15 protein-coding genes are annotated in these 15,534 nt (G+C 61.7%); 2 read left to right on the top strand and 13 right to left on the bottom strand.

Going from position 1 to position 15,534, the window contains the following annotated elements; genetic code table 11:
- Positions 1 to 88: 88 nt before the first annotated feature.
- The 7 genes from DJFAAGMI_RS04405 to bla all read right to left on the bottom strand — a co-directional run bounded on the left by DJFAAGMI_RS04405 (position 89) and on the right by bla (position 7,653).
- The gene (locus DJFAAGMI_RS04405; RefSeq protein ID WP_211456089.1) at positions 89 to 445 is read right to left on the bottom strand and encodes a DUF3325 domain-containing protein; all 357 of its coding nucleotides are present in this window, start codon (positions 443 to 445) and stop codon (positions 89 to 91) included.
- Positions 442 to 759, bottom strand: coding sequence for a hypothetical protein (locus DJFAAGMI_RS04400; protein ID WP_249333784.1), 318 nt, complete (start codon positions 757 to 759; stop codon positions 442 to 444). The genes DJFAAGMI_RS04405 and DJFAAGMI_RS04400 overlap by 4 nt, the downstream gene beginning before the upstream one ends.
- Entirely contained in the window at positions 756 to 2,396 is a 1,641-nt protein-coding gene (locus tag DJFAAGMI_RS04395) for a PepSY-associated TM helix domain-containing protein (RefSeq protein ID WP_211456088.1), read from the bottom strand. Before DJFAAGMI_RS04395 ends, DJFAAGMI_RS04400 begins: the two co-directional genes overlap by 4 nt.
- Before the next feature lie 10 nt (positions 2,397 to 2,406).
- Positions 2,407 to 4,944, bottom strand: a complete 2,538-nt coding sequence (locus DJFAAGMI_RS04390; protein ID WP_249333780.1) for a TonB-dependent siderophore receptor — start codon at positions 4,942 to 4,944, stop codon at positions 2,407 to 2,409.
- Between the two features lie 145 nt (positions 4,945 to 5,089).
- Complete coding sequence (locus tag DJFAAGMI_RS04385; RefSeq protein WP_211456086.1) at positions 5,090 to 6,085, bottom strand: FecR family protein; 996 nt, start codon at positions 6,083 to 6,085, stop codon at positions 5,090 to 5,092.
- Entirely contained in the window at positions 6,082 to 6,549 is a 468-nt protein-coding gene (locus DJFAAGMI_RS04380) for a sigma-70 family RNA polymerase sigma factor (RefSeq protein ID WP_211456085.1), read from the bottom strand. The genes DJFAAGMI_RS04385 and DJFAAGMI_RS04380 overlap by 4 nt, the downstream gene beginning before the upstream one ends.
- Positions 6,550 to 6,747: 198 nt before the next feature.
- On the bottom strand, positions 6,748 to 7,653 hold the full coding sequence (gene bla, locus DJFAAGMI_RS04375; protein WP_211456084.1) for a class A beta-lactamase: 906 nt from the start codon (positions 7,651 to 7,653) through the stop codon (positions 6,748 to 6,750).
- A 113-nt stretch (positions 7,654 to 7,766) separates the two neighbouring features.
- Here bla and DJFAAGMI_RS04370 point away from each other — a divergent pair, with 113 nt between their 5' ends.
- Together DJFAAGMI_RS04370 and DJFAAGMI_RS04365 are read left to right on the top strand one after the other, a co-directional pair.
- Positions 7,767 to 8,630 carry a LysR family transcriptional regulator gene (locus DJFAAGMI_RS04370; RefSeq protein WP_211456083.1) on the top strand — a complete coding sequence of 288 codons (864 nt, stop codon included), beginning with the start codon at positions 7,767 to 7,769 and terminating at the stop codon, positions 8,628 to 8,630.
- Positions 8,631 to 8,769: 139 nt separating this feature from the next.
- Complete coding sequence (locus DJFAAGMI_RS04365) at positions 8,770 to 9,486, top strand: glutathione S-transferase (protein ID WP_052223770.1); 717 nt, start codon at positions 8,770 to 8,772, stop codon at positions 9,484 to 9,486.
- A gap of 118 nt (positions 9,487 to 9,604) precedes the next feature.
- Here the strand turns inward: DJFAAGMI_RS04365 and DJFAAGMI_RS04360 are convergent, their stop codons facing one another.
- The 6 genes from DJFAAGMI_RS04360 to DJFAAGMI_RS04335 all read right to left on the bottom strand — a co-directional run bounded on the left by DJFAAGMI_RS04360 (position 9,605) and on the right by DJFAAGMI_RS04335 (position 15,306).
- Entirely contained in the window at positions 9,605 to 10,105 is a 501-nt protein-coding gene (locus DJFAAGMI_RS04360) for a disulfide bond formation protein B (protein WP_029158687.1), read from the bottom strand.
- Between the two features lie 161 nt (positions 10,106 to 10,266).
- A complete protein-coding gene (locus DJFAAGMI_RS04355) occupies positions 10,267 to 11,394 on the bottom strand; it encodes a sulfate/molybdate ABC transporter ATP-binding protein (protein WP_211456082.1) in 1,128 nt (375 codons plus the stop codon).
- A gap of 29 nt (positions 11,395 to 11,423) precedes the next feature.
- A complete protein-coding gene (cysW, locus tag DJFAAGMI_RS04350) occupies positions 11,424 to 12,464 on the bottom strand; it encodes a sulfate ABC transporter permease subunit CysW (RefSeq protein ID WP_211456081.1) in 1,041 nt (346 codons plus the stop codon).
- Positions 12,464 to 13,321 (bottom strand): sulfate ABC transporter permease subunit CysT, encoded by an 858-nt coding sequence (gene cysT / locus DJFAAGMI_RS04345; RefSeq protein ID WP_003055648.1) that lies wholly within the window; start codon positions 13,319 to 13,321, stop codon positions 12,464 to 12,466. Before cysT ends, cysW begins: the two co-directional genes overlap by 1 nt.
- Positions 13,322 to 13,489: 168 nt before the next feature.
- Entirely contained in the window at positions 13,490 to 14,491 is a 1,002-nt protein-coding gene (locus DJFAAGMI_RS04340; protein WP_003079689.1) for a sulfate ABC transporter substrate-binding protein, read from the bottom strand.
- A gap of 218 nt (positions 14,492 to 14,709) precedes the next feature.
- Complete coding sequence (locus tag DJFAAGMI_RS04335; protein ID WP_211456080.1) at positions 14,710 to 15,306, bottom strand: RBBP9/YdeN family alpha/beta hydrolase; 597 nt, start codon at positions 15,304 to 15,306, stop codon at positions 14,710 to 14,712.
- Positions 15,307 to 15,534: the final 228 nt, after the last annotated feature.

Below are 15,534 nucleotides of genomic sequence, written 5' to 3'. Positions count from 1 at the left end.
TGGCGGCCCGAGCCTGGAATCCTCGCCTGAACCAGGCGGACTGCCCTGGGCAGATAGACCACCTCGGTCTATCCCCGGGCGGCCGCTGTCATCGCATTGACTCCGCCAGAATCGTCCACGCCAAGGCGCCCAGGCCGCCCATGGCCGCGAGCATTGCACCCTGCCGAGGCATATAGGCGAGCAGCCATGCGACAGCTAGCGCGGCCACACTCAGGCCGCCCAGCCAGACGACTATTCCCACCGCGCCACCCCAGTAACCTGTGCAGAGCCATAGAGCCACCATCATCAGCGCCGCCCCCATCACGCGCAGCAAGGCCCGCTGCACAGACCCGGGCTCACTTCGCGATACGATCTGATGGCAATGCCTGTCCATGGCCTGGCTCAGCACCAGCATGCCTGCCAGACACAGCGCCAGAACGCAGATCATCACCGGCCAGAAACTCATGCCATGCCTTTCAGCGCCTGCAGCGCGACCGCCATCACGGCAGCCGAGCCTGCCATCCATGCCGCCACCCTCGGCAGGCTGCGCACATGGAAGACCCAGAGCGCCATTGCGGTGTAGATCACAAAGCTGAGCAAGGTGGACAGCAGCACGGCAGGTGCGCGCTGCATGAACCCCAAGGCCACGAGCGCATGGGCCAGCACGGCGCAGGTCAGCGCCGTGAGCGCATAGCCGCCCAGCGTGGCCATCAACACGCGCAGCAGCACGGCCCAGCGATAGCGCCTTGTCTGCGCCTGTGTCATTGCAGCCGCTTTCATGTGAGACCTCCTGAGATCGCGCCACGGCCTGCACGCGGCTGCTGCACGCTCTTGCTACGCCGCGACTTTTCATGCCGCCATGCCCCCCAGACCACCAGCAGGCCCAACCCCATGCAGGTCAGCTCCACCCCGCCTCGCCGGCCGTCACCCTGCGCCAGATACAGCAGCAGGTGCTGGCCTGTAGTCATGGCATTGAGCAGCGGCAAACCCAGACATAGCAAGGCCAGCGCGCATAGCTGCTCACGCCATGCCTTATACGTTGTGCGCAACAGCGCGTGCAGCAGACTCAATGCCCAGACGGCAAAGAACACGCGGATTTCCCAGCCGGAGCGCAGCTCCAGCGCCAGCGGCAGCAGGCGGTTGCCGTAGAGATAGGCAATCGACGCCAGTGCCGAGCCCGCCAGCGCAGCCACATTGAGCGAGTCGATACAACGGTACATGGCATGCGTTGCCACGCCCCATTCGTTACCGTTTTTTGCTCTGCGCTTGACTGCAAACAGTATCGATCCGGAGGCAATCATCGCGGTGCCGATCAGACCCAGTACAAAGTACAGCCACTTCATCGTCCAGCCACCAAAGGTGACCAGATGCAGCGCGCTGATGACGGGATAGGTATCGCTTGCGAAACTACTGGACGGCGGATTGGCGGGCTGCAGTAGCAGCTGGCCGTCAACGGCATCGAAGGTCACCGAATTGGCGACATTGACCATTTGGCGCGTCGCCGCCGTATCCGGCTTGCCCTCCATGAAACGCACCGTGGCCCGACCATGCTCTGGTCGCTGCACCAACACCTCCATCACAGGCTGCGCCAGCAAGGACTGGGCCTGCTGCGCGAGGCCGACAAGATCCGCACCGGCAACGGCAGGTGCATCTGAAGCCGCTCTCACCTCCAGCCTGGCCTTCAGCTCGGACTCGTAGCGGCTGTAGGCCGAGCGCTCCTGCCCATACAGGGATTGCAGCGGCCAAGGCATATAGCTGGTGTAGAAATGCGCGAGTCCGGTGTAGACGATCATGAACAGAAACGGCAACGTGAGCACGGCCGATGCGTTGTGCGCATCCAGCCACGAGCGCTGCCCCTTGCCGGGCCGGAAGGTGAAGAAGTCCTGGAAGATGCGCCGGTGCACGATCACGCCCGAGACCAGCGCCACCATCATGCACATCGATACCAGTCCCACCACCCAGAAGCCCGCGATACCGCCCTGCAGGGAATAATGAAAGGACATGAAGTGCCGGCCGCCTTCGGTCTGACGTAGAGCGGGTTCAGGCAGGACCTGGCCCGTCAGCGCATGCAGGCGGGCCTGCACCTTGCCGTCCTGAGAACGCGCAAATACCTTGACGCCCTCCCCGGTCTGCAGCGGCAAATCGATGCGCCAGATGCCGGCATCCGGCGCCGTCTTGCTCAGGTGCTGCTCGGCCAGCCGCAAGGCCTGCAGACGCTCGTTCAGAGAAAGCGGCTGCTGGCCGCTGCCTTCCAGTGGCACTGCCTGCATCCACAGCGTGATGGGCTCACGGAACACGCTGATCGAGCCAGTCAGAAAAATGGCGCAGAGCAGCCAGCCGCACACCAGGCCGCACCAGGTGTGCAGCCATGACATGGTCTGGCGAAGTCCGGGCTGAGATGCAGGCTTGCCGCTCATGTCAGCCCGCTCAGAATGCGCCACGCAAGGTCAGCAGCACGCTGCGCGGCTCGCCGTACCAGTTGCCGCTGCCCGAGGTTCCAACCGTCTTGTAGTACGTCTTGTCGAACAGATTGTGCACATTGAGTGCAGCCGACCAGTTGCGATTGATGCGGTATTGCACGCTGGCACCCCAGACGGCGTAGCCGGCCTGAGTGAAGCGGAAGGGAACGGCACCGCCATCGTACCGGCCCGATGCCGGGTTGTAGCTGTTGGCCGTGCCGCTGACATAGGTGGCGCTTTGCAGTGTCACGCCGCCGCCCACGGTCCAGGGCGAGAGCTGGCCCTGCAGCTGATATGTGCTCCAGAGCTTGAGCAGATGCTTGGGCGTGATGGAGCTATAGACCAGCTGCGACGGGTCGGTCTTGTTGCGATTGTGGTTGTATGTATAACCAGCAAACAACTGCCAGCCCTGCGCCAGCTGGCCGGTGACTTCCATGTCCAGGCCCTGGCTGATGATCTTGCCCTGGGCCACATAGCAGCAGCTCAGGCCCAGGTTGCCGACATCGGTTTCCGGATAGCGCGGATCACGCACCGCCTGGCCCTTGCGCTCTATCCGGTAGAGGGCAAACGCAGTATTGAGCTTGCCCTCGGCGAGCTCTCCCTTCACGCCCAGCTCGAAGCTGCGACCCTTGATCGGATCCAGCGCCGCCCCTGGTGCAGGGCCTGCCAGCATATTGGCCTGCGACTTGTGGATCTCGGTCACACTGCCATAGGCTGTCCACTGCTTGCCCAGGTCATACACCAGACCCGCATAGGGTGTGAAGATGCCGCTTTCGCTGTAGTATTCGCGGCCGCTGGCCCGGACACTGCCGTCGGCGTTGTAGTTGATATACGGCGTGTCATAGGAGTAGCTGGCATAACGCCCTCCGACAATGGCAGTGAGCTGATCCGTCAGGCTCAGATTGGCACGGCCGTAAAAGCCTTTTTGCGTGGCACCGTAGCCGGGATAGCTACGTGTCTTGCGCTCGCTTACCGCCGAGGGAATTCGGCCAGGATCGAACTCATAGACATTGGTCAGCGACAGCGGCGTATCCATCTCGGAGTAATAGGTGTCCTGATCGTCACGGACCTTGCTCCAGTCCGCGCCGAGCAGCAACCGGTGTTGGCGGCCGAACAGCGAAAACGAGCCGCTGGCATGCACATCCAGACTTTTTTTCTCTGAGCGAAAGTCGTTGGAAAAGCCGGTCCAGTTGGCGCCAAGACCTGTTGCAGGGTCAACGGCTCCGCTGAGGCTGGCCAGCCGTGAATCGCTGTCCACCTTCTGATAATTGACTTGAGCCTTGAGCTTCCAGTCCCCCGCCAGTTGCTGGTCGACCTGCGCAAAAATCTCCTTGGCGCTCTTGTCGTAATGGCTCCAGCCCGCCATCAGCGCAGTTTTGCGGGACAGCTTCAGATCGTCGCCATTGGCAGCACGCGGCAGGCCTTCGCGCCAGGGAGTGGCCTTGAGCTTGTCGTAGCTGGCTCCCAGGCTCACACGCGTGGAGCTGGTCACATCGGCTTCCAGAATGCCGTAGAGCAGGCTGTTTTGCGAATCCGCTCCGCGATAGAAAAAGTTCTTGTCCGAATGCGCGAGCACGGCACGACCTCGCAGGCTCCCTGATTCATTCAACGGACCCGCCACATCCAGCTCGGCCTGTTTGCGATTCCAGCTGCCGACGCCCACCGAGCCCAGAATCTGCTTTTGCGCCGTAGGACGCTTGCGCACCAGATTGATGGCACCGCCGGGCTCCCCATTGCCGCTGAACAGGCCATTGGCGCCGCGCACCACCTGCACACTGTCATACATGGCCAGATTGGGGTCGAACAGCTGCTGGCTGAATGCGTCCACACTGGCACCGTCGATCTGCACATTGCTGATCTCGAAGCCTCGCGACAGAAACTTGGTGGCCGCACCACCCAGTCCACCCGCGCCGCCGTAGTCCACCGTCACGCCGGTGGTCTGCTGCATCACTTCCCCCACGTTGCTCATGGCCTGATCTTCAATGCGCTGGCGCGTCACCACCGAGATCGACTGTGGCGTCTCGCGGATGTCCTGCCCTTTGCCCAGGGAAACGTATGAGGCGGCGTACGAGCCACTGCCCTCTGTGGCTTCGCGCTCAGCCTGGGCCGTCACCGTCACCTCGCCCAACATGCCGGTATGGCTGCTGTGGCGACGCACGGTGATGGCCGCCCCGACTGGGACAGCTTCCAACCCGCTCCCAGCCAGCGCCTTTGCCAACGCCTCGTTCAAGGTCTGAACGCCTTGCAGCGCCGGCGCCGTGCGGCCTTCCACCAAGGCTGCGTCGACCGAAACCGACACCCCCCAGGTGCGGGCCAGTGCATTCAATGCCTGTCCCAGGGGCTGCGCAGGCAAGCTCAGGCTGTGCGATGTGGACATGGCCGTCTGGCTGCTGGCGCTCTGGGCATGAGCCGTCGGCAATACCGCCAGACCTGACCAGGCCAGACAAGCCATGGCACTGGCCAGAGCCACGCTGTGCAAACTGCCGCAATGCGAACCCGCAGCCATACCCTCCCCTTGCCCAGAAGAAAAATGAGAGTGATTTCTTTTCATCAAATACATCCTGTGAATTGCTTGTCTAAGTGCTTTCACAGTGAAGACGCATGAAACGGCTTGTACCGGACAAAAAATTTTCAGCCTGCCAGGCCTACCGTCAGCGCCGGTGGATGGCGACCCTGCCGTCGGGCAGCGACTGCACCCGCACGGGCAGGGAGCGCGGCAGGCTGACGATGAAGATGGCAGGCTCGCGCAGCTTAAAGCTGCCGGTCAATCGCAGCGCTTGCAGAGAAGCTGCATCGTCCAGCACCATCGGCTGGTTCAGGTAATCATTCCAGCGCGCCACGACCTCGGGCAGTGGCGTGTGGTCAAACACCAGCCAGCCTTCGCGCCAGGCGCCCACATCCGCCGCGTTCAGGGAGTAAGGGGCAAGCTGGCCGCCAGCATCCAGGCGCAAGCCCTGGCCTGCGGCCAGGAGCGCGTCGGGGGGCCGATCGGCCATGCCGCCCTGCTTCCACACTGCCACACGTCCCTGAGCAACGCTGACCTGCAGGCCGGCAGGCCGCAACGCCACGGAGAAAACCGTGCCCAGCACACGTACGCGGCCCAGAGCCGTGTGCACCTCGAGGGGACGCTCTGCGTCATGGGCTACGTTGAGCCGGATTTCGCCCTGCTGGAGATGAACCTCGCGACGCTGGCGATACAGCAGCACCGATGCATCGGTGCCTGGCGCCATATCAAGCTGGCTGCCGTCGGGAAGATGGCGGCTCAGCTGCTGGCCATGGCCTGTATGCAGCGCCATCTGCTCCGTTGGCTGCAGCCACTGCCAGCGGCCAAGCATGCCGGCCAGGCCCGCCACACCAGCCACCCCCAGCACGGACAGCGCACGACGGCGGCTCTGCTGCAGACGCGCCGAATGAGTCGCAGGCAAAGGCATCTCGCCCTGCAAGGCACTGCCTTGTGTCGCTGCCCAGCCTGCCATGGCCGCCTGCGCCGCCTGCTCGTTTGCAGGTTCCCTGGCACGCCAGCGCGCCAGCGCCTCCGTTGCAGCCTGCGCCACATCAGGACTTGCGCCATGCTGGCGCGCAATCAGCAACAAGGCGTACTCCAGGCGCTTGCGATCCGGCTTGCCGAAGAAAGCGTCGGCACTCATGAGGTCAGCCCCATGCAATCGCACACTGCGCGCACCACATGCTTTTCGATGGCAGCTTCGCTGATATTCATATGGGCTGCGGCCTCAGCATGGCTGAAGCCATAGATGCGCACCAGCACAAACACCTCGCGGCGCTTGCGCGGCATGGCTTGCAAACGGCGAGACAGCAGGGCCAGTTGCTGCCGACCTTGCACCTGACGCTCGGGCGAGGGGACTTCGTCTGCAGCCACCACCGCCAGGGTCTGCAGCATGCGGGCTTCGGCAGTGCGGCGGCGCGCATCGTCGATCACGATGTTCTTGCCGGTGCGAAACAGCAGTGCCCGCAAGTCCCGTATTGCAAGATCTTGCGACTGCATGGCAAATACGCGGGTATAGCTTTCCTGCACCACATCCGCGGCCGCATCCCGGCTATTGAGCGAACGGGCAAAGAAACTGACGAGTTCTGCGTAATAGTGCGCAACCACGGGTACACCTCTACCTCTTGCGAGGCATGCCGCCCAGGCTCTGGAATCAGCTGCAAAGCATGCAGCGACGGAGCGGGAAAGCGCAGACTCTATCAGAAAATGAGAATCAATCTCATTGAATGACGAATATTAAAGCCTCGTCGCATCAATGCAGAACCAGCGCCGCGACAAGCTGTGAACCTGCGGCTCCGTCGCTGATCAGATCGCGTAATACCAGCGCTTGATCGCTTCGCCAGCCCTGGCCAGCACGGCTTCACGCCCTGCCCCATCGAGAGGGCTACCGGTCAGATAGGCCGTCACCAGCAGCGGCGCAGATTGCGCGGTAGGCCAGACGATGAGTGTGTCGCAGGCCGTGCCCCTCTCGCCGCTGCCCGTCTTGCCACCTACCTTCCAGTCGCCCGGCATGCCGGCACGCACGCGCTTGTCGCCGGTCCGGCTGTCCGCCAGCCATTGCTGCAGCAGTGCACGGGCATAGCCTTCCAGCACATCGCCCAGCAGCAGCTTCTGCAGACTTTGCACCATGGCCTGTGGCGTCGTGGTGTCGCGCTCATCGCCGGGAAGCGCAGTGTTCAGCGAAGGTTCGTTGCGGTCCAGTCTGGTGGTGCCGTCACCCAGTTCGCGCAGCCATTGCGTCAGCGCTGCCGGCCCGCCACTGGCTTCCAGCATCACATTGGCTGCCGTGTTGTCGCTGACAACGACCATCGCTTCGCACAGCTCCTGCACCGTCATGCCCCCATTGGCTCCCGCCCGCTTCTCGGATATCGGCGACCACGCCACGACCTCGGCAGGAGAGTAATAGAGCTTTCGCCACAGACGAATCTCGTCTCTTTGCGCCAGATAGAGCACGCGGGCGGCCAGCAAGGTCTTGAAGGTGCTGCACATGGGAAAGCGCTCGTCGCCGCGCCAGCCTGCCTCGGCGCCGCTGACGGTATCCAGCACATGTAGGCCGAGCCGGCCCTGAGACTGAATTTCCAGCGCCGCCAGCTCGTCGCTCAATGTTCTCGCCGCCGCAGCTTGCTGCTTGGAGATAAAAGCACAGCCGCTCAGTCCCCAGGCCCCCAGACCCAAGGCCAGTCCTGTTGTCAGCATGCTGCGTCGTTGCATAAGATCCTCTTGTAGTTAACTGTGATGGTTTGAAGCATATAGCGCTGTATTCAGGTGAACCAGCAGTAATAATTGACGCCATCCATTAGAAAAACTTTTACCTCTATCGTCCCATGCTGCTTCCACTGAACGCCTTGCGCATGTTTGATGCGGCGGCACGCCATCTGAGCCTGACCCGCGCCGCACAGGAGCTGCATGTGACGCAGGCCGCCGTCAGCCAACATATCCGCAATCTCGAAGAACGCTTGGGCAAGCCGCTGTTTCGCCGCCTGCCCCGCGGTCTGGCCCTGACCGACGAAGGCCAGGCCTTGTGGCCTGTGGTGGCGCAAAGCTTTGAGCGCATAGAACAATCGCTGCAGCAGGTGGCGGAGCCGCGGCCACGCGAAATCCTGAGTGTGGGCGTGGTCGGCACTTTTGCCATCGGCTGGCTGATTCCCAGGCTAAGCCAGTTCCAGCAGTTGCATCCCTATATAGACCTCCGGCTGCTGACCAATAACAATCGCGTCGATCTGGCTGGCGAAGGACTGGACGCCGCCGTGCGCTTTGGCGACGGTGCTTGGCATGGCACGCATGCACAGATGTTGCTGCGCGCTCCGCTCTCTCCCATGTGCACCCCCATGCTGGCACAGCAGCTGCGCGAGCCTGCCGACCTGGCCCGGCAAACCCTGCTGCGCTCCTATCGCACCCAGGAATGGGAAGGATGGTTTGCCGGCCTGGACCAGACTGCCCCGCTGGCACGCGGAGCCATGTTCGACTCCTCGTTGACGCTGGCCGAGGCCGCCGCCCAGGGCGCTGGCATTGCCTTGCTGCCCGCGCGCATGTTCGAGCACATGCTGCAGCAAGGCCGGCTGGTGCGCCCTTTTGCCCACGAGGTCGATACCGGCGCCTACTGGCTGACCTATCTCAAGTCACGCCAGGCCAGCTCCGCCTTGCAGACCTTCAGACAGTGGCTGATGACCCAGCTGCAAACCGATTGAAACCAGCGCTCTTTAATGGCTCAAACCTTTTTATGCCAAGCGTTTCAAGCTATCAATCCATGAGTCCTCCGCAGCCACCAAGCCGCACAGGTCTGCATGGCTTCAGGGCAACGGGTAAAGTACACGCCCAGCAAGCGCCATGGCGCTTTGGTTTTATTCATTTCATCAGACACCTGCCTTGACTGCCGCCGCCACCCTGCCCGTCCTTTACTCCTTCCGCCGCTGCCCCTATGCCATACGCGCCCGTCTGGCGTTGGCCCACGCGGGCCTGGCCTGCGAACTGCGTGAAATCAATCTGCGCAACAAGCCGCAGGCGCTGCTCGACGCGTCGCCCAAGGGCACGGTGCCCGTGCTGGTGCTGCAGGATGGCAAAGTCATCGATCAGAGCCTCGAGGTGATGCTGCATGCGCTGCGCGGCAACGACCCTGACGGCTGGCTGCAACCCACGCATGGCAGCCTGGAAGACATGCTGGCCCTGATCGAGCGCAATGACGGCTTCTTCAAACAGGCTCTTGACCGCTGCAAATACCCCGAGCGCCATGACGCCGAGGCCGTGAACCAGGCCCAGGCCGATGCGCTGACCTGGCTGGCGGCCCTGAACGATCAGCTCGAGGAGACCGGCTATCTGTTCGGCCTGAACCCCAGCCTGGCCGATATGGCACTACGCCCCTTTGTAAGGCAGTACGCGCGCATCGACGAAGCGCAGTGGAACGAGCAGCCCTGGCCTCATCTGCAGCACTGGCTGCAGCGCTGGATCGACTCGGCCCTGTTTGCCGAAGTCATGGAAACCTATCCGGGCTGGGTTCCGGGCAGCAAGGGTCCGACCTTTGTGGGCGAGAGCGTGGAAAGCCTTTGATGCCGCAGCCATGGCTGCGAACGCTTGACTGACAGCGGTGGCACGCGTTTGACAAGCATCAAAAAACCCCGGCAGCTTGCGCTTTCCGGGGTTTTTGTTTCGTTGCCATCAACAAGAGTCAGCGCTTCGCGCCCTTGAACAGCAGCACCGCCAGAATCACGAAAAACGCCACAAAGCAGACAAACGACCAGTTGGCAATGGAGCCGCCCAGCAAAGTCCAGTCAATGGCGGCGCAGTCGCCCGAGCCCTGGAAGATCATGGGAATGGAGCGGCTGAAGGAGTAGTGCTCGATCATTCCGTAGAAGTCACGGCCGCAGGTCGCAAACTCGGGGGGATACCACTGCAGCCAGCTCTGGCGTGCTGCCACGAACGCGCCGAAACCGCTGCTCAGCAGAGCCAGAATGCCAAAACTCATCCACCAGCCTTTTTGGCCTCTAACGCTTGCCAGTCCTGTGAAGATAGCTACCAAAATCAGTGCATATCGCTGCACGATGCACATGGGGCAAGGCTCCAGGCCCACCACATGCTGCAGGTAAAGGCCAAACGCCAGCATGGCAACACAGGCGACGCTGATCAGCGCCAGGATGCGCCGCGGCGCAGTTTCAAACCATTGAAGCATCATTATCTTTCTGCGAAATTTCTAAATCATGCCAGCACCAAGGATAACGCCCTCTGATGCCTGCATGACTCCTTCGCAGAAGACTGCAAGCCAGAGCCGCCTCGCGGCGACTCTGTCATCCCCCTAAGAGAGGGGAAAGGCGCATAGCGCCTCAGAGGGTGTCAAATCCCGGCCGCCTCATCCAGGAACACCTTGGCCCGGCGCGGTGTCACCACCAGGGTTTCACCTTCGCGCAGACCCATGTCCTTGAACTGCTGTGCGGGAATCTGGGCTTCAATCAACCCGTCCTCACCGGCATGGCTGGCGTTTGGTGTGGTCTCGGAGGGAATAAGTTCCAGCCTTGCGATGGGGCCGACCACAATGGCGCGCGAAAGCTGGGCCACGATGCCTGTGGGGCGGCCTTGGGCGTCGAGATTCTGGCCAGGGGAATAGCGCTCCACTTCCAGATCATGGGGTCGCACATAGGCAAAAGCCTGGCTGTCCTGGGCACCGCGCGCATCGCTGCTGTCAAGCTGCATGCCTTCGTCCAGATAGACCCGGCCGTCGCTGGCGCGGCCCTTGAACAGATTCACGTCACCCAGGAAGCCATAGACAAACGGGGTGGCCGGGTTGTCCCAGACCTGCTGGGGCGTGCCTTCCTGTTCGATCTTGCCCTGGTTGATGACCACCACGCGGTCCGCCACTTCCAGGGCCTCTTCCTGGTCGTGGGTCACGAAGATGGAAGTCACATGCAACTCGTCGTGCAACTGACGCAGCCAGCGGCGCAGTTCCTTGCGCACCTTGGCATCCAGCGCACCAAAGGGCTCGTCAAGCAACAGCACCTTGGGCTCGACGGCCAGGGCGCGGGCCAGCGCGATACGCTGACGCTGACCACCCGAGAGCTGCGACGGGTAGCGCTCGGCAATCCAGTCCAGCTGCACCAGCTTGAGCAGCTTCATGACCTTTTCCTTGATGACGGCCTCGCCGGGGCGCTCCTTGCGCGGCTTGACACGCAGGCCGAAGGCCACGTTCTCGAACACGGTCATGTGGCGGAACAGCGCATAGTGCTGGAACACAAAGCCCACATTGCGATCACGCACATGCACATCGGTGGTGTCTTCGCCGCTGAAGTGGATGCTGCCCACATCGGCCGTCTCCAGACCCGCGATGATGCGCAGCAGCGTGGTCTTGCCGCAGCCCGATGGGCCGAGCAAGGCGATCAGCTCGCCCGACTTGATATCCAGACTCACATCGCGCAGGGCCTGAAAATCGCCAAACTGCTTGCTGACATTACGAATTTCGATACTCATGATGAATCTCTTGTTCTGATCCGGGCAGCTCAGGCTGCCTTGGCGGTTTTGTTCGTTGCGAGGCTGATCTGGCCTGGGCGCTCGGGGGGGGCTTCGGCAGCGGCCTTGGCCTGCTGCTCGGCACGCCACTCGGCGAGGGACTTGATCACCAGCGTCACCAGCGCCAGCAGCGCCAGCAGCGATGCCACGGCAAAGGCAGCTGCTGCCTGATAGTCTGCATAAAGCACTTCCACATGCAAAGGCATGGTGTTGGTCTGGCCCCGGATATGGCCGGAGACGACGGACACGGCACCGAACTCGCCCATGGCACGGGCGTTGCACAGAATCACGCCATAGACCAGACCCCATTTGATATTGGGCAAGGTGACATTCCAGAAGGTCTGCCAACCCGAGGCACCGAGCACGATGGCGGCCTGCTCCTCATCACTGCCCTGAGCCTGCATCAGCGGGATCAGTTCGCGGGCGATGAAAGGGAAGGTCACGAACACGGTGGCCAGCACAATGCCTGGCACGGCAAAGATGATCTGGATTTCATGCTTGGCCAGCCAGGGGCCCAGCCAGCCATTGGCACCAAACACCAGCACGTACATCAGACCCGCGACCACGGGCGAGATGGAGAACGGCAGGTCGATCAAGGTCGTCAAGAAGGCCTTGCCTTTGAACTCGTACTTGGCAATGCACCATGCGGCAGCCACACCGAAGACCAGATTCAAAGGCACGGCAATCAGTGCCGTGATCAGCGTGAGCTTGATGGACGAGATCGCATCGGGCTCGCCCAGCGAGGTGATGTAGACATCCCAGCCTTTGCGCAGCGCCTCGCCAAAAACGGACAGCAGCGGCAGGATCAGGAAGACCAGCATGAAAAGCAGGGCCACCGTGGTCAGAACCCAGCGCACCCAGCGCGGCTCGGTGGTGGTCATCTTCTCCAGCTTGGCGCTCTTGGGCGGGGCCGTGATCCTGTACAGCGCGACCAGCACCACCAGGGCAATCGCGACGATGGTGATAAGGTGCGCCCAGATGGGCAGCAGATTGGGGAACAGCGCTTGAAAGGCTGCGTGAATCGAAGACATCAGCGGCCTCCCTGCGCCTTGCGCTGCCATGCCTGCAGTGCGTTGATCAGCAGCAGCAATACAAAAGAGATCAGCAGCATCACCACGGCCACAGCCGTGGCACCAGCCACATCGTGTTGATCCAGCTTGGCCATGATGATCAGCGGAGTGATTTCCGAAACCATGGGGATGTTGCCGGCAATGAAGATCACCGAGCCATACTCACCCACGGCGCGCGCAAAAGCCATGGCAAAACCGGTCAGCAACGCCGGGCCGATGTGCGGCAGGATGACCTTGTAGAAGATCTGCCAGCGCGATGCACCCAGGCTGGTTGCCGCCTCTTCCAGCTCCTTCTCGAAGTCTTCCAGCACCGGCTGCACGGTACGCACCACAAAAGGCAGGCCGATGAAAATCAGTGCAATGGCGATGCCCTTGGGGTTGTAGGCCATCTGAATGCCCAGCGACTCGAAGTACTGTCCGATCCAGCCATTGCCCGCATACAGCGCCGACAGCGAGATACCGGCCACGGCCGTAGGCAGCGCAAACGGCAGATCGACCAGCGCATCCACCACCTTCTTGCCGGGGAACTGGTAGCGCACCAGCACCCAGGCGATCAGCATGCCGAACACCACGTTCACGCAGGCCGCGATAAAGGACATGGTGAAGGACAGCTCGTACGAAGCGACCACGGCCGGTGCCGAAACCGCAGACCAGAACTGCTCCCAGGTCAGAGAAAAGCTGGTGAACAGCAAGGCCACCAGTGGGATGAGCACGATGATGCTCAGATAGAAAATGGTGTAGCCCAGCGTCAGCCCGAAACCGGGCAACACTCGCTTGGCACTACGCGCCTTGCGGGGGGCTAGAGCAGCAGAGGACATATTCAAAAGGCGATGTAGAAAAAGTGATCGCAGCCAACATGCCGGACCTATGAGCAGGTAAGCGCCCCATAGGGACGCCGAGCAAGGGCCGCCCCTAACGCTTGGGGCGTCGCCCCCCTCCCGCGCAGCGAGAGAGGGGGAAGCGGCATAGCCGCTCAGGGGATGTCTTTACTTACCGGGCGTATACAGCTTGTCGAACTGACCGCCATCGTTGAAGTGCACCTTCTGCGCTTCGGTCAGGGAGCCGAAGTACTTGGCCACGGTGAACTGCTTGATGGGCTTGAACTGGTCGGCGTGCTTCTTGAGCACCGCTTCGGAGCGAGGACGGATCGCATGCTTGGCGGCGATTTCCTGGGCTTCGTCGGAGTACAGCCATTGCAGATAGTCGGTGGCCAGCTGAGTCGTGCCCTTCTTGGCGACAGTGCGCTCGACCACAGCCACAGGGTTCTCGGCCACGATGCTCACCGAGGGGTAGACCGCATCGACCTTGCCCTGACCGAATTCACGGTCCACGGACACGACTTCGGATTCGAAAGTGATCAGCACATCGCCGATATTACGCTGCAAGAAGATGCTGGTCGCATCGCGGCCGCCCTTGCCCAGCACAGGCACGTTCTTGTAGAGCTTCTGCACGAATTCGGCGGCTTGCGCATCGGTGCCGCCCTTTTCACGCACGGAGCCCCAGGCTGCCAGATAGGCGTAGCGACCATTGCCGCCGGTCTTGGGGTTGACCACCACGACCTTCACGTCGGGACGCACCAGATCGGACCAGTCCTTGATGTTCTTGGGATTGCCGTTGCGCACCAGGAACAACATGGTCGATGTCGTGGGCGATGCATCGTGCGGGAACTTCTTGTTCCAGTCCTTGGCGACCACGCCGTTCTGGGCCAGGAAATCCACATCGGTGGTCGTGTTGAAGGTCACCACATCGGCAGCCAGACCGTCGTTGACGGCGCGCGCCTGGGCACTGGAGCCGCCATGGGACTGATCCACCTTGATATCCACGCCCTTGGTCTTCTTGTAATGGGCGATGAAGGCAGCGTTGTAATCCTTGTAGAACTCGCGCGCCACGTCATAGGAGACATTGAGCAGCTGAGTTTGCGCCGAGGCAGCACCTGCTGCTGCCAGTGCGATGGATGCCAACAATGTCTTGAGCTTCACGGAATGCATGGTTCGCTGCCTTTTCTTGAGCAATGTGTATAGATGTATACATTGTGCGAACGACTCCTTAAAACTCAAAAGAATATATTTTTCTTTGTTTTTCCGAAAATCAATATAAAGAATGAAATGGCCCTCAAAGCCCCAGCAAAAATAGCCACAAACGCTTTACCATAAAGCGCATGCAGCTATCAAAAATGATTAACAGAAAGCGCTTGCAGCCTATTGCATCAGGCCGCAAGTGCAGTTGCCGGCACAGACCGTAGCGCTGAAACCGGAGTCTGCGCGCTCCAGCCCCCCTGCTCTGTCAGCGACTGCAGCAGCGCCAGACCGAGCGGCCAGGCGCCAAAGCCCGACTCGATATTGATATGTCCCGCGTTCTGCAAACGCACCAGTTCGCTGCCCCAGGCCCTCGCATAGGCGCCCGCACGGCGAATGGGGCAGAACGGATCATTGCTGCTGGCCACCAGCACACTGCGATAGGGCAGCGGCGCATAAGGCACTGGAGCGAAGTCCGCCAACTGGGCACGACGCTCAGGGTCGGCCGGCGCCACCAGCAAGGCGCCGTGCACGCGCGCTGCGGCAACCTCGCCCAGATGTGCGGTCGTGATGCAGCCCAGGCTATGGGCCACGATGACGGCCGGACGCTCATCGGAGAGCAAGACTCTTTCCAGCTCCGCCACCCAGGCATCGCGGTGCGGCACCAGCCAGTCCTGCTGCTGTACACGCACGGCGCCCTCCAGTTGCTCTGCCCACAGGCTTTGCCAATGACCAGGACCGGAGTTGCGCCAGCCTGGCACGATCACGATGCGAAACGGGGATGTCATGCTGCCTCCTGTAATCTCGGAGTGCCAGCCAGGCCAGAGGAAAAAGCCCGGCGCGCTCCTGATCTGATAACAAGGCAGTCATTGTGGGCAGGGCCTGCCCAAACCCCAACGAATGTTTTGTTGTTATCTTATGAGCATATGCTTAGTCAGACTGTGCCCGTCCAAAGCACATCGAGCTACTCACTGACACTGCCTTCTCCGATGCTGGTGACTTTTGCCAGTCCACTG

Origin of the sequence: Comamonas brasiliensis (assembly GCF_018292285.1) — a bacterium.
Taxonomy (GTDB): domain Bacteria; phylum Pseudomonadota; class Gammaproteobacteria; order Burkholderiales; family Burkholderiaceae_C; genus Comamonas; species Comamonas brasiliensis.
The sequence above is the reverse complement of the archived record's forward strand: the minus strand, read 5'-3'. Positions and strand labels throughout refer to the sequence as shown.